13 protein-coding genes are annotated in these 14078 nt (G+C 58.8%); 12 read left to right on the forward strand and 1 reads right to left on the reverse strand.

The window, feature by feature from the left end; all coding sequences use genetic code 11:
- Nucleotides 1-5: 5 nt before the first annotated feature.
- Complete coding sequence (locus ABEV74_RS13595) at nt 6-1349, forward strand: hypothetical protein (protein ID WP_430146685.1); 1344 nt, start codon at nt 6-8, stop codon at nt 1347-1349.
- 43 nt (nt 1350-1392) lie between these two features.
- Nucleotides 1393-2787, forward strand: a complete 1395-nt coding sequence (locus ABEV74_RS13600; protein WP_430146687.1) for a sulfatase family protein — start codon at nt 1393-1395, stop codon at nt 2785-2787.
- A gap of 82 nt (nt 2788-2869) precedes the next feature.
- On the opposite strand, the gene ABEV74_RS13605 is transcribed toward ABEV74_RS13600, so the two are convergent.
- Entirely contained in the window at nt 2870-3094 is a 225-nt protein-coding gene (locus tag ABEV74_RS13605) for a hypothetical protein (RefSeq protein WP_062492965.1), read from the reverse strand.
- Nucleotides 3095-3245: 151 nt separating this feature from the next.
- On the opposite strand from ABEV74_RS13605, the gene ABEV74_RS13610 reads away from it, so the two are divergent.
- The 10 genes from ABEV74_RS13610 (at nt 3246) to ABEV74_RS13655 (ending at nt 13969) form a co-directional block, all read left to right on the forward strand.
- Nucleotides 3246-3971: a phosphonate ABC transporter ATP-binding protein gene (locus ABEV74_RS13610; RefSeq protein ID WP_062492966.1), complete on the forward strand. Its 726-nt coding sequence runs from the start codon at nt 3246-3248 to the stop codon at nt 3969-3971.
- Entirely contained in the window at nt 3968-4483 is a 516-nt protein-coding gene (locus ABEV74_RS13615; protein WP_430146689.1) for a GNAT family N-acetyltransferase, read from the forward strand. Before ABEV74_RS13610 ends, ABEV74_RS13615 begins: the two co-directional genes overlap by 4 nt.
- A gap of 18 nt (nt 4484-4501) precedes the next feature.
- Entirely contained in the window at nt 4502-5104 is a 603-nt protein-coding gene (locus ABEV74_RS13620; protein WP_213528309.1) for a DUF3298 and DUF4163 domain-containing protein, read from the forward strand.
- Between the two features lie 61 nt (nt 5105-5165).
- Entirely contained in the window at nt 5166-6806 is a 1641-nt protein-coding gene (locus ABEV74_RS13625) for an APC family permease (RefSeq protein WP_430146691.1), read from the forward strand.
- 408 nt (nt 6807-7214) lie between these two features.
- Nucleotides 7215-8132, forward strand: coding sequence for a polysaccharide deacetylase family protein (locus ABEV74_RS13630; protein WP_430146692.1), 918 nt, complete (start codon nt 7215-7217; stop codon nt 8130-8132).
- A gap of 264 nt (nt 8133-8396) precedes the next feature.
- The gene (locus tag ABEV74_RS13635) at nt 8397-9401 is read left to right on the forward strand and encodes a 2-oxoacid:acceptor oxidoreductase family protein (RefSeq protein WP_062492986.1); all 1005 of its coding nucleotides are present in this window, start codon (nt 8397-8399) and stop codon (nt 9399-9401) included.
- A 30-nt stretch (nt 9402-9431) separates the two neighbouring features.
- Nucleotides 9432-11738 (forward strand): thiamine pyrophosphate-dependent enzyme, encoded by a 2307-nt coding sequence (locus tag ABEV74_RS13640; RefSeq protein ID WP_430146694.1) that lies wholly within the window; start codon nt 9432-9434, stop codon nt 11736-11738.
- An 88-nt stretch (nt 11739-11826) separates the two neighbouring features.
- On the forward strand, nt 11827-12120 hold the full coding sequence (locus ABEV74_RS13645) for a hypothetical protein (protein WP_430146696.1): 294 nt from the start codon (nt 11827-11829) through the stop codon (nt 12118-12120).
- An 83-nt stretch (nt 12121-12203) separates the two neighbouring features.
- On the forward strand, nt 12204-12710 hold the full coding sequence (locus ABEV74_RS13650; RefSeq protein WP_430146698.1) for a hypothetical protein: 507 nt from the start codon (nt 12204-12206) through the stop codon (nt 12708-12710).
- Nucleotides 12711-12829: 119 nt separating this feature from the next.
- The gene (locus ABEV74_RS13655; protein WP_430146699.1) at nt 12830-13969 is read left to right on the forward strand and encodes an ROK family protein; all 1140 of its coding nucleotides are present in this window, start codon (nt 12830-12832) and stop codon (nt 13967-13969) included.
- Nucleotides 13970-14078: the final 109 nt, after the last annotated feature.

The raw sequence follows: 14078 nt of genomic DNA on the forward strand, positions 1-14078 counted from the left end.
ATCCGATGACAAACGCCATTACGAACGCCGTTACGAACGTTTATCAGGAACTGCCGGAGAAAGTGAAAGCTTTTTTTGACCGTCAATACAAAGATTCGTACGCCTTGATCGATGCTGCGCGCCATCCGCGGACCGGCCTGTACGGCGATGCGTTTATGACGTTCGGCCCGAATCCGGAGAACAGGTGCTCCATTGCGGCCACAGGCGTCGGCCTGATCAGCCTTTGCGTAGCCGATCTGGAAGGCTGGGACGACAACGCTGCGGAGAAGGCAAGAGTGACGCTGCGCGGGGTAACGGGAGAGATCGAAGGCTGCCGGGTGGCGCGCGATACGTTCACCGGCTTCTACGCTCACTTTGTCGATATGGAGACAGGGGACAATCTGAATTCGGAAATTTCGACGATCGACACGTCGTTGCTGGTTGCCGGAGCGCTCTTCGCCGGGGAGCATTTCAAGGACAGGGCGCCGGACATCGCCGCCATGGCGTACGATCTGCTCCGGTCGATCGATTGGCGCGTCGTTGTCGCGGACAAGAATAAAGGCGTCATCAACATGATCGTGAAGGACGGGATCGGCACTGCGCCGCTGCCTGCCTACAACGAATATGTGCTGGTCTCCTATCTGGCGCTGCTCGGACAGCCGGAGAATCCGGATATCCGCGATTTGTGGTACAACAATTTTGCCGAGGAGCGAATGCATGAGCTTCCGAAGTCGAAATACCGGGACATTACGGTGTTGACAGACACGACGACCAATCACAGCGCGTTCCTGTCCTCCTTCGTGCATCAATTTCCGTTTTATCTTGTTCCGGAATATGCCAAGAGCCCGACGTACCGCGATTATTTCGCCAATGCGTGCCTTGCCGACCGGTTAAAATGGAAAGAGCTTCAGGATGTTCCGTCCTATGTGTGGGGGTACGGGGCCGGCCCGAACGACGGGTTGTTCGGCGGTTACCATGCGGACAAGATCGGCAATTCGCCGCACAACATCGCCTCGGCCTATATCGTGGCGGGTTTCCTGCCGGTATATCCCGCAGGCATCTACGATCTGTATGCGTTATATCAACTGCATATCCCTTATGACAGCTACACCAATCCGAACGACAAGGAAGACGAGCGCAAATTCCGGGCGGCGTATCGGTACGGCCTGCACCGCTATTCCTGGTGGCATCTCGAACAGCCGAACCGCTGGTACCCGACGAAGATCACCCTGATCGACTGGAGCTCCATGCTGTACGGACTGACGGCCTTCAAACGGGGGATGGCGTTCTTCACCGAGCGGCTTGTCGAGCTGGAACAGCTTCAGACCGGTACGGCATCTTACGCAGACGATCAGAATACGATCGCATAACGGTACTTGATACCGATTACTTCGTCTGAAAGGATGGTTAACCATGGGGTCCGATTCACGCCCGAATATATTATTTATTATGAGTGACGATCATGCCGCTCATGCGATGAGCTGCTACGGCAGCCGGATCAACGAGACGCCCAACCTGGACCGGATCGCCGAGGAAGGGATGCGGTTCGACAATTGCTTCTGCACCAACTCGATCTGCGCCCCGAGCCGGGCCACGATTTTGACCGGTCTTTATAATCATTTGAACGGGGTCAAAACATTGGGAGACGGCCTGGATGGCAGACAACAAACGGTGCCCAAGATTTTGCAGAAGAACGGCTATCAGACCGGGCTGATCGGCAAATGGCATCTGGGGCACGGAGGGGTCTATGACCCGACCGGCTTCGATTACTGGAATATTCTCCCCGATCAAGGGGAGTACCACAACCCTTCGATGTACGAAATGGGCGAGCTCAAGCCGTATACCGGCTATGTCACCGACATCATCACCGACTTGTCGCTCGAGTGGCTTGAAAATCGCGATCAGGACAAACCATTCTTTCTCATGTGCCATCATAAGGCGCCGCATCGCCATTGGGAGCCGGACGACAAGCATGCCCATATGTACGAGGATATCGACATCCCGGAGCCGGAAACGTTCTATGACGATTACAGCAACCGGGCGGCGGCCGCCGCAGCCGCTACGATGAGGATCGACAGGGACTTGAATGCGCTCGATACGAAAGGAGAGCCTCCGGAAGGGCTTACGCCGCTCGAGGTGAAGAAGTGGAAATACCAGCGGTACATAAAAGATTATTTGAGATGTATCGCGTCGGTCGACGATAATGTCGGCCGTCTCCTGGATTATCTCGACGAGAAGGGGCTAGCGGACAATACGATCGTCATCTACACGTCGGACCAGGGCTTTTTCCTGGGCGACCACGGCTGGTACGACAAACGGTTCATGTACGAGGAATCGCTGCGCATGCCCTTTATTGTAAGGTATCCGAAAGAAATCCGGCCCGGCAGCGTGCAGAAGGCGATGGCGCTGAATGTGGACTTCGCTCCGACCTTCCTGGATTATGCGGGAATCGATATTCCGGATCATATGCAGGGAAGCAGCTTGCGGCCGCTGATGAAAGGCGAAGTGCCGGAAGGCTGGCAAACGTCCATGTATTACCGTTATTGGATGCATCTGTCCCATCATGGTGTGTACGCGCATTACGGCATCCGCACCGAAAGATACAAATTAATCTACTATTATGCGGAGGCGCTCGGCACGACCCATTCGATCGACGATCCGAAAGAGCCGGAATGGGAACTGTTCGATCTGCAGCAAGATCCTTACGAACTCAACAGCGTCTACCACGATCCGGAATATGCAGATACCGTCCGCAGCCTCAAGGAACAGCTGTATCGGCTGAAAGAAAAAGTAAAGGACTACGAATAAGCGGCTTCATAGGATAAAAAAAAGCAGGGGCGCCTTGTGCGACCTCTGCTTTCTCATCATAACGGCTGCTGCCTGACCGTCGTCAGGCGCCGTACTTGGTCTTCTTCGCGATCAGATCGTTCTTGATGAACGAAATGCGCTTCCGTACGTAAAAATCCAGACTGTCTCCTTTCAATTCGCGCGGAGCGACCGGCACCCCCGCTTCGTTATCGATAATGGTCAGTCTGCCGTCGGCATAAAACTTGAACGTCAAGTCCCGCCACGGACGATGCTTTTCCACAAAACGATAGTTCTCGCAGTTGGTCATGCTGGTCAGCCTCCTTCGCAATGGATAGAACGTTTGTTCTTGTTTCTATTATAACAAACATTTGTTCGGGTGGAAACTGTTTTTTGTTTCCCGTAAACTAGTTTATAGGAAAACTTCGCAAAAACGGACGCGCTGCAAAGGAGAAACGGACATGATTCACGTATCCCGATTGACGAAACAGATACCCGGCGGGCCCAAGGTGCTGGACGATATTACGCTGGAAGCCGGACAAGGCCAGTTCATCGCCGTCAAGGGCGCGAGCGGGAGCGGCAAGTCGATGCTGCTGCGCTGCCTGGCGCTGCGCGAAAAATGGAGCGGCGGCACGTACGTCTTCGACGGGACGGATATTTTCAAGCAGGGCTGGGCGGGCATTCGCAAAATCCGGCGCGAGGTCGCGTACCTGGAAGAGAAGCCCGTTCTGTATCCGAACCGGACCGGTCTGAAAAACGTGCTGATCGGTTCCGCTTATCAAACGTCGATCTTCCGGCGTCTGACCGGCATGGTGCGCAATGACGATTATATGGGCGCGATGGATATGATCGAGAAAATGGGGCTGCTGGACAAGGCGCACCAGAAAGTGAGCAACATGAGCGGCGGCGAGAAACAGCGCATCGCGATCGCCCGGGCGCTCGTGCACGGCGCCAAGGTGATATTGGCCGACGAACCGGTATCGGGACTCGATCCGCACGCGGCCGATACGGTGCTCGCCGACTTGAAGCGGCTGTGCAAGGAGCAGGGGCTGATTGTCATCGCGGTGCTCCACCAGGGCGATTGGGCGGAGCGTTTCGCCGACCGCACGATCGGACTGAATCAGGGCCGGATCGTGCTCGACGTAAGCGGCAGAAGGCTGACGGAGCGGGAGAAGATGCTGCTGTGAGCGAGCTGTCCGCGATCGAGCTGCGCCCGATTCGGGAGGAAGAGCTGGATGCAGCTTACCGGCTGGAACGTCTGTGCTACCCGCCGGAGGCGGCGGCGACGGCGGAAGCGTTCCGTTACCGCTACCGGCGATTCGGCGCTTATTTCTGGTCGGCCTGGATCGGCGGCAAGCTGGTCGGCATCGCCAACGGCGTACGAACGAACAGTCCGACTTGCGGCGACGAGGCGAAGGGGGTTCAGGGGGCGGACGACGACGGCATTCATTTTTGCGTGTTGACCGTCGCAGTCGAGCCGTCATGGCGCCGCCGCGGCATCGCTTCCAAGCTTGTCAGACGTCTGATCCGTCAAGCCGAAACCGACGGACTCGCATCCGTCATGCTGATGTGCGAGAAGCATCTGGTCGATTTTTACCGCAAGCAAGGTTTCGAATATATCGGTCCGGCCGCCTCGAACCATGGAGGCATCGAATGGCATGAGATGAGGCGGGTGCATATAATGGAACATCATTGCTGACTAGGCAGGTGTTCCATTATGGTTTTTCACCCTCCTCCAATCATTTCGTCGCATCGCGTCGTGTTGCCGAAGACGGAACTGTGGGTTCCGGTCGTACGCGGCTTGCACAGCCGCAGAGCGGAAGCGGACATTAACGATGCCATTCGCGGCACGGTCCGCCAGCTCGTCGTCGATCAAGGCTCGCTGGACGATCCGCGCGCCGAGATGATTGGCTATTTCGAGACAAAGACAAACCACAGCCAGGTGCTGAGCATTTCGCTTTTCAATTATGCGTACACCGGCGGGGCGCACGGGCTGACGCTGCAGCGCTCGCTGACGTTCGATACGACAACCGGCCGCTCGTATGCGCTTCACGAATTGTTCAAACCCGGCAGTCCCTATGTCAAAGTATTGTCCGAAATCGTGGCGGAGCAGATTAAAGAGCGGAAGATCGATACGCTCCAGCCGTTCCAGTCGATACGTCCGGACCAGGATTTTTATGTAGCGGACCGTTCGCTGGTCATTTACTTTCAATTGTATGAATTGGCGCCGTACGTTTACGGATTTCCCTATTTTCCGATCTCCGTCTACGAGCTGGAGCCGATCATTAACGATGACGGGCCATTGGCTGCCATGCTGTAAAAAACAAGCAGTGCTGCGGTTCGCTTCCTCTTCATAGGGTAGAAGAGGGAGGTGGGCATCAATGGGGTTCGTGCTCGTAGGAGCGCTGCTTTTTGCCGCCGTTTGCGCGACAGCCATCGCTTTGGCCGCGCTGGCCGAACGGCGGGTGAGAGCTTCACGGCATCTGACGCTCGGCGATCAGACCGAATATGTCCGGTGGATGAGGGACAAACATGACCTGAACCGGTTCGGTCTCGCCCAGCAGCTGCGCCGCGGCCTCGGGGGACTGTCGTCGTTCGGCGCATCCTTCAATGTGATGTCTTTGATCGGCAGCTCGGCGGTTTTGTTCGGTCCGGCCCTCATGCTGGGCGGACCGGCGGTGATCGGCTACGGCTGGCCGATCGTCGCGCTGTTCTCGCTGGCCGTATGCGCTTCGCAGGCCGAGATCGCATCGGCGGTGCCGACGGCCGGCGGCTGTTATCACTGGGCTGCCGCACTGGGCGGACGGAGATGGGGCTGGTATGCGGGCTGGCTCCATCTATCCGGATATGGGGCACTGCTCGTTCTCGTGAACGTGACGGCAGCCGGTTTGCTGGACGCTTACGCCTCGCAGCGATTCGGCTATACGCCCGGCGCGCTGACGTTCTGGTCGTGGACGCTGGCGCTGTTCGGTACGCAAGCGGCAGCGCATCATGCGGGCATCCGCCTGCTCGCCGCCGTACACGCGGCGGGCGCCTGGCTGCAGGCGCTGCTTGCGGTCGCGATTATAGCCGGACTCGTCTGGATCGTCTGGCCGGGGGCCTATCCGGCGGACTGGTTGTATCGATTCGACAATCCGGTGCTCGGAACGGAAGGCGACCTATGGGCATTCGCAGCCGGCACGCTGCTGCTGATGCGGGCTTTCATCGGCGGGGACGCGGCCGGCCATGCGGGCGAAGAAACGGTCGATCCGCGCATCCGCGTTCCCTGGGGGATGTTTTTGTCGGCTGCCTATGTCGCCGTGATCGGATTCGTGCTGCTCGCGTTCATGGCGCTGTCCTGGGGAGCCGGCGCCAATGCCGCCGGCGGCAGCCTGTTCCTCCAGTTGGCGCTGGCGCCGTGGAAGGCGGCGGGACCGGTCGTCGCGGCCGGCATCGCGCTTGCGCTATGGTTCAGCGGATTTGCGGTGCTCGGTACGGCATCGCGGTCGCTCTTCGCGCTGGCCCGCGATCAGGCGGCCCCCAGAAGCTTCCTGTGGGCCCAGGTGTCGGCCAAAAGCCATATGCCCGTCCGGGCGATCTGGCTCGTCACCGCCGCCGGCCTCACTTGCGCCGTACTGCTCGATACGGCCGTCTGGCTGCAGCGGCTGTCGCCGGTCTCTTTCACGCTGGCGTTCGTGATGTTATGTCTTCATATCGCGTACGCCATTCCGATCGGCCTCAAGCTGACGCGCAGGGACAGATGGAGCCGGCTGGAGGCCGACGCGCCGTGGCGGCTGGGCGGTTGGGGAAAGCCGCTCGGCTGGATCGCCTTCGTCTGGCTGCTGCTGACCGCGGCCGCCGCCGTTTATTTGTTCAGCGTCTGGGCAGCAGCGGCCGCCGCCATCATCGTGCTCGTCGTGATCATCATGGACTTTCGTTACGGCAAGCGGCATAAGGAAGGTTTGGAGAACGCTTCCCGGCGCACGCGCGACGAAATCATCCGTATGGAACGCACTTACCGCCGCAGGATGTCCGGGAAATGAATGGGCGGGCCGGCTGTCATTTCCCGGGGAAACGCACAAATTTACATAATGCGAGCCGTTCGACAGCGAACCGGCCGGTGATGGACGGTTCTGTCGAACGAAGGCGAACGATCTTAATATTTTATCCTATTAATTATTAATATAGCGAACGATTAATCTCTCCGTTGTCTTCCCGGGAATCCGGACTTATAATTGCGGCATGTTCGACGACAAGGCGGCTGTATGAAACCGCTTGCCGAAACCGGCGCCGCCTGCCGGCCAGACGAACCGACCGAGCGGTGCGGAACGGCCGGCTCCGATCGAAATAACGGCACTGCAGGGCCCAAGCCGGCCGCAGACATGCGGGCGGACCCGCGGCCGGTTCGGCGTCTGCAGCTCAGCTCATTTTCCGTAAAAGGTGGGGTTCTCATGAATGTGGCGAAATTGCTTGGCTACGGGGAGCAGGACAGACTGCTGATCATTAACGCGGATGATTTCGGCGTATGTCATACGACGAACATCGGTATCCAGAAGCTGCTGGAAGGCGGCGTCGTCTCGTCGGCGACGCTGATGATGCCGTGCGGCTGGGCGCGCGAGGCGGCGCTGTGGAGCGCCCGGCATCCGCAGTTCGACGTCGGCGTACATCTGACGCTGACGAGCGAATGGGATCACTACAAATGGGGGCCCGTCTGCCGGACGCATCCGACGGATACGCTCGTGACGGAGGAAGGATACTTCCCGAAAGATACGAAAACGTTCGAAACGCAGGCTGACCCCGAGCAGGTGCGCGAGGAGCTGGTCGCCCAAATCGAGATGGCGCTTCGTCTCGGCATGAAGCCGTCCCATGCGGACAACCATATGGGCAGCTTGTACGGACTGGCGACCGGACGCGATTTTCTCGATATCGTATTCGACGTGTGCGCCCAATACGGGCTGCCGTTCCGGCTGCCCCGGTATTTGCTGCAGGAGAACGGCCAGGTAGCGCCGCCGGAGATGGCGGATTTGGCGCGCAAGCGGGCCGACGAAGCGAATGCGAAAGGCGTGCTTGTGCTCGATTATTTGCTCGGTTTGCCGTTCGGAATGGCGGAAGGCGAGACGTATTCCTCGCTGAAATCCGACATGCAGGCGCTGCTGCGGAGCTTGCGGCCGGGCGTATCGGAAATTATCATTCATCCTTCGCCGGTTACCGACGAGCTGCGCGCCTTCCACGGCCAGCCGGACAAGCGGGGAATGGAGATGGATCTGTTCCGCGATCCCGAAGTGCAGGAGACGATCCGTGAGGAAGGCATCATTCTGATTCGCTGGAAAGATCTGCAGAACGTGCAGAGGGGGCTGCGCAACCGGTAGCCCGGCGCATCCGGCCACGCATACGCACGCATACGGCCGGTCTGCCCGCGATCGTGCAAACGGCGCTTTCGCCATGCGGAAGCCGCCGTTTTTTTGCCCTGAAGACGCGGCGGGAAAGAAAGGGGTACAAAACCGGTACAGGACGCATATATCATTATGGATAACACTATGCGAATGGCTTGGAAACTGGTATACTCAAAATTGTAAAAATTATGACAATTATGAAAAATTCGATAATGGAAATCGGGAAGGGAGAGGGAGAAGGTGGCGGTTCTTCCGAAACGGAACGATCTCGGCTTCTTTGAAATCCGGCTGGAATCGATTGGCGGGCTCGGAGCCAATCTGGCAGGGAAGATGCTTGCGGAAGCAGGCGTAGTTGGAAGCGGTTTCAACGGCGTCAGCTTTTCATCCTACGGCTCGGAGAAGAAAGGGTCGCCGGTCAAGGCGCACATCCGGTTTTGCGATATAGGGACGAACATCCGCGATACGACGCCGGTAGAGCGTCCGCATATTGTCGGCATCTTTCACGAGAATCTGTCCAAAACCGTCAATGTGATCAGCGGCATCTACGAGGACAGCGTCGTCCTTGTCAACTCCGCGAAAACGCCTGAGCAATTGAAGGAAAAGCTGAAGCTGCAGGGCGGCACGATTGCGGTCGTCGACGCAACCGGCATTGCCCTGGAGGAGCATAACAGGGTCAACATGGGGATGCTCGGCGGCTTGTTCCGGCTGTGCGACTTTCTCGATTTCGAGCATATGAAAGGAATTATCCGGAAGTCGCTGGAGAAGAAATATCCGCAGGCGGTCGAGCCGGCGCTGCGCACGTTCCAGCGGGGGTATGACGAAGTCCGCTTTCGGACGTTCGCGCTTCCGGAAGGCGCCGAGATGCCGTTGCCGACCCGCTGGGACATCCCGGTGCTCGGCTACGAGACGCAGCCGCTCGGCGGCATGATCGTCAATCCGGGCAACAGCGTGCTGAAAGACTTGAGTATTTCCCGCCAAGGCATGATGCCGCATTTCGATGAGGAGAAGTGCATTCATTGCGCGGCATGCGATACGGCCTGCCCGGATTTCTGCTTCGTCTGGGAGGAACGGCCGGACAAGAGAGGAAGGCTTCAGATGTTTCTGCAAGGCATCGATTATCAATACTGCAAAGGCTGTCTGAAATGCGTCGTCGCCTGTCCGACCGAGGCGCTCATGTCGGAACGCGAAACGGATGGCTACGGCGAAGCGAATCGGGTGCCGCATCGTTTCCCAATGGCAAACTGATGCGAGTTCATGAATCGGGGTGATTATGCAATGGCCATCGAGATCGACAAGGAAGCGAGCCGGGGCACCGTCCCGCAGCGGATGGTGTACGAATCCGGCAACGAAATGGCGGCGTACGCGGCGCATCAGATCAACTATCACATCATGGGCTATTTTCCGATTTCGCCGTCGACGGAAGTGGCGCAGTTTCTCGATTTGATGAAAGCGAACGGCCAGCATGACATCAAGCTGATTCCCGCCGACGGCGAGCACGGCTCGGCGGGAATATGCTACGGCGCGTCGGTCGCAGGCGGCCGCGTATTCAACGCGACCAGCTCGAACGGCTACCTGTACATGCTGGAGCAAATGCCGGTGCAGTCCGGTACGCGGTTTCCGATGGTCATGAACCTCGTCTGCCGCTCCGTGTCCGGGCCGCTCGACATTCATGGCGATCATTCGGACCTGTATTTTGCGCTCAATACGGGCTGGCCGATTCTGATGTGCCGCGATCCTCAGGCCGTATACGACATGAACATCATGGCGCTCAAGCTGGCTGAGGACCCGGAGGTGCGGCTGCCGGTGCTGGTGGCGTCGGACGGCTATTTCACCTCCCATCAGAAGCGGCGCGTGCAGATGTTCGCGGACCGTGCGGACGTGCTGGCTTTCGTCGGCGAGCGCCCGCCGGAAGGATTCGCGCATGTGCTCGACCGGAACAACCCGATTACGGTCGGGCCGTACATGAACGAGCCGGACTATATCAACAACTGCTATCAGCAGTCGATGGCGATGTACAGGGCGGCGGACGTGTACGACCGCATCCGCAAGGAATATGCCGTACTGACCGGCCGCGACTATCCGCTGCTCGATCTGTACCGGATGGAGGATGCGGAAGTGGCCGTCTTCCTGATGAATTCCGCGTCGGAAATTATAAAAGATGTCGTCGACCAGCTGCGCAAGCAGGGAATCAAAGCCGGATCGATCGCGCCCAACATGATACGCCCGTTCCCGCAGAAGGAAATCGCCGAGGCGCTGCGCGGCGTCAAAGCCGTCACCGTCGGCGACCGGGCCGATTCGTACGGCGGGCACGGCGGCAATATGACGAATGAGGTGAAGGCGGCGCTGTTCTCGCACGGCGTGAAGGACACGCTCGTCATCAGCCGTGTATACGGATTGGGCGGCAAAGACTTCTACGCCGAGGACGGGCATCATTTCTTCCGGCTGGCGATCGAGGCCGCGGAAACCGGCAAGGTCGACAAGCCGTTCGACTACTACGGCCATACGCCGGGCGACCCGGCGCTGGCGCCGAAGCGGGTGCTGGAACCGCTGCGCTACGAAGATTTGAAGACCGGACTCGTCACGGTCGACAAGGACGAGACGACCGGCAAGCTGAAAGTGCGCGTTCCCCCGGTCCGCCAGCTGACGAAGAAGCCGAAGCGGCTTGCACCGGGCCACGGCGCTTGCCCGGGCTGCGGCATCTTCTCCGGACTCGAGCTGTTCTTCAAAGGCATCGAAGGCGACATCGTCACGCTTTATCAGACCGGCTGCGCAATGGTCGTCACGACCGGTTTTCCGTACTCGTCCCACAAGGCGACCTATATTCACAATCTGTTCCAGAACGGGGCGGCAACGCTGTCCGGCGTCGTGGAGATGTTCTGGGAGCGCAAGCGGCGCGGCGAGCTGGACGACCTTGGGCTGAAGGACGACTTCACGTTCGTGATGATTACCGGCGACGGCGGCATGGACATCGGGATGGGTCCGGCGATCGGCAGCGCGCTGCGCAATCATAAGATGATCATTCTCGAATACGATAACGAAGGCTATATGAATACGGGCGCACAGCTGTCGTATTCGACGCCGCTCGGCCACCGGACGTCGACGTCCAACGTCGGCAAGCATCAGGGCGGCAAGCTGTTTCACCACAAGGATACGGCGCAAATTATGGCGGCAACCAATATTCCGTACGTGTTCACCGGCTCGGAATCGGCGCCCCAGGACTTGCTGCGCAAGGCGGCGAAGGCGCAATATTACGCGCAGAACGAAGGGCTCGTGTACGGTAAAATATTAATCACCTGTCCGCTCAACTGGCTGTCGGAGGAGAAGATCGGGCAGACGCTCATCGACGATGCGGTCAATTCGTGCTTCTTTCCGCTGTACGAGGTGGAGCATGGCGTGACGACGATTACGTACAATCCGGAGGAGAAAGGGAAACGCATTCCGCTGGCGGACTGGCTGAAAAATATGGGCAAGACCAAGCATATGACGCGTCCCGAGTACGCCGAAGCGCTGCGGGCGTTCGAGGACGAAGTGGAGCGGCGCTGGAGCCGGCTGAAGGCGAAGCACGACAACCCGTATTTGTAGCCGGATCGTTCCGTACCGGAACAAGCAACCGGGCAGACGCAATCCCGCAAGGCGAGATTGCGTCTGTTTTGTGCGAGGAGGGGAGAGCATGCCCTTCGTTTGCCGTCATCGGGAGAGCGGCGTTATCGTCGCGGCGTGGCAGCGCAACGTATACGATTTGCCGTACTATGGCGTACTGTGGTGGGAAACCGGCGAAGACGCCGAGCGGGAATCGGAAACGCGGTTAAGCGAATGCGGATACGACGACATCTCTTCGTGGGAAACCGTCGAAGTCACCGAAAGCCGCGTCAAGCTGATGAATGTCAAGCTGAACAATAACGATGCGCGTACGGTCGTTCTCGAGCGCGACGGCTCCATTCAAGTATCGTTCGAACGGCCATAAGTTTACATATCGGAATAACGCATATCAACCCGTCATGCCGCAATGCGGCGCCAAGCACAATGTGCAAGGAGGAGCGCATTCGAATGGAATCCATACCGCGTCCCGATGCAGGCGTATTCGACCGGTTCCGGACGATCGGCTCGGTGGGGGAGGCGGCCGGCTTCGGCGAACGGCTCGCCCGCTGCGGCTTCAGCGCCGTGCGCCGTTTTCTGGAGGAGTTTCGCGATTATTTGAAGCAATATACCGACGACGAGACGCCGGAAGCGGAAGCGCTGCTTGACCTGGCGCGAATCGCGCTGCCCGAGCCGGGAACCGTAAGCCCTTCCTGGGAACGGATCTGGGACGAATACCAGTCGATTATTGCGTATAAAAGCACCGTGTACAGCCGCATACCGGTCCGGGAACGGGAAGGGGAATGGCAGGTGCTGATCGACAATCCGTTCACCCGTCAGCAGATCGTCGTCTATCCCGGCCTGACCTTCGCGGAAGCGGCCTATTTATTCGCTTATTTTCGGTCGGGGCTCGCCCGGAACGAACATATCCGGCTGCAAAAGATTGTCACGCTCGTTTCGGACACGGGCTCCGGATAACCAGAGACGGGGCGGAGGAAGGAACGGCCGCTTCCAGCCGAAAAAAGCAAACGTTCGCTTTATGCGGCGGAATCGGTTACAATGGAAGAAGCTGTACGATCGGGTGGGGAAGGAAGAAGATGAGCAAAGGAACGGCAATACTAAGACAGCAGAACGAGAAACGGACGCTTTCGCTGCTGCGGATACGCGGCACGAGCTCCCGGCAGGAAATCGCCAAGGAGCTTGGGCTGAGCAAAAATACGATATCGCTTATTGTCGATAAATTTTTGAAGGAAGGGATCGTTCAGGAGGTCGGCATCGACGAAAACGGGGGAGTGGGACGGCCGCGAATCCGGCTCCGCCTCGTGCCCGAAAGCTACAAGACGATCGGCTTGCTCGTCGGAAGCCGGCAATGTCAGTATGTAGTGACCGATTACGTCTCCTCCGTCCTTGAGAAAGGAACGCTTGCGATGGATTTTCGCGAGCCGGTGCAAGCGCTGGAAGCGATCGGCCGCTTGTGCGCCAGGCTGCTTGCGCTTCATCCGGAAGCGCTGGGCGTCGGCGTTGCGGTGCCCGGTCTCGTCGATCCGGAGCAAGGGCTGCTGCGGTTCGCGACCAACCTCGGGTGGCGGAACGTGCGGATCAGGGAGACGCTGGGCAGCAAGCTGAACGTTCCGGTCCGCGTCATGAACAAGGTGAAGGCGTCGGCTTTGGCGCCCGCCTTTGAAATGCCCGCCGGCGAAGCGGGCTCGGCTTTCTACGTTTCGATCGACGAAGGCGTCGGGGGCGCGCTGCTGATCCACGGTCAGATCTATCACGGCGCAAGCTGGACGGCCGGGGAAATCGGCCACATCTGCGTGGACCCGGACGGACCGGTCTGCAGCTGCGGGCAGCGCGGATGTCTGGAAGCGCTCGTGCGGCTGCCAGTTCTGAAGGAACGGCTGCTGCTCGCTGCGGATGGCGCCGGCGAGGATCTGCCGTTTCCGCTTGTCATCGACCGGCATGAAGGCAGCGCGGCCGTCCGGGAGACGTTGCGCGCGGCGGGCGAATATGTCGGCGCCGCGATGACCCAGGTCGTCAATCTGTTCAACCCGGAGCATATCGTCATCAACAGTCCGCTGCACCGTTCGGACTCGTTCCGGCAGGCGGTCGCCGATACGCTCGCCGCCAGGGCGCTCTCTATCCCCGGCGAAACGGTCAAGCTCCATTTTATTCATAACGAACTTTTGCCCGCTATCGGTGCGGGAGCGGCTATTATCCTCGACTTTGAGCGGGAATAGCCGTTATTTTTTTACACGAAGGAAATCCGGTTCGGGCGGGAACGGAAAAAGTGGAGTGCCTTTCTTTGCGGCACCTCTTGACGTAACCGCTTTCAGGTGATACGTTATA

Source organism: Paenibacillus cisolokensis (assembly GCF_050481165.1).
GTDB lineage: Bacteria > Bacillota > Bacilli > Paenibacillales > Paenibacillaceae > Paenibacillus_AH > Paenibacillus_AH cisolokensis.

Excerpts from the sequence above, each read along its gene's own strand:
- ABEV74_RS13655 (WP_430146699.1), top strand. The coding sequence starts at position 12,830 with ATGAGCAAAGGAACGGCAATACTAAGACAGCAGAACGAGAAACGGACG.
- ABEV74_RS13600 (WP_430146687.1), top strand. The coding sequence starts at position 1,393 with ATGGGGTCCGATTCACGCCCGAATATATTATTTATTATGAGTGACGAT.
- ABEV74_RS13610 (WP_062492966.1), top strand. The coding sequence starts at position 3,246 with ATGATTCACGTATCCCGATTGACGAAACAGATACCCGGCGGGCCCAAG.
- ABEV74_RS13650 (WP_430146698.1), top strand. The coding sequence starts at position 12,204 with ATGGAATCCATACCGCGTCCCGATGCAGGCGTATTCGACCGGTTCCGG.
- ABEV74_RS13620 (WP_213528309.1), top strand. The coding sequence starts at position 4,502 with ATGGTTTTTCACCCTCCTCCAATCATTTCGTCGCATCGCGTCGTGTTG.
- ABEV74_RS13605 (WP_062492965.1), bottom strand. The coding sequence starts at position 3,094 with ATGACCAACTGCGAGAACTATCGTTTTGTGGAAAAGCATCGTCCGTGG.
- ABEV74_RS13630 (WP_430146692.1), top strand. The coding sequence starts at position 7,215 with ATGAATGTGGCGAAATTGCTTGGCTACGGGGAGCAGGACAGACTGCTG.
- ABEV74_RS13645 (WP_430146696.1), top strand. The coding sequence starts at position 11,827 with ATGCCCTTCGTTTGCCGTCATCGGGAGAGCGGCGTTATCGTCGCGGCG.
- ABEV74_RS13625 (WP_430146691.1), top strand. The coding sequence starts at position 5,166 with ATGGGGTTCGTGCTCGTAGGAGCGCTGCTTTTTGCCGCCGTTTGCGCG.
- ABEV74_RS13640 (WP_430146694.1), top strand. The coding sequence starts at position 9,432 with ATGGCCATCGAGATCGACAAGGAAGCGAGCCGGGGCACCGTCCCGCAG.
- ABEV74_RS13595 (WP_430146685.1), top strand. The coding sequence starts at position 6 with ATGACAAACGCCATTACGAACGCCGTTACGAACGTTTATCAGGAACTG.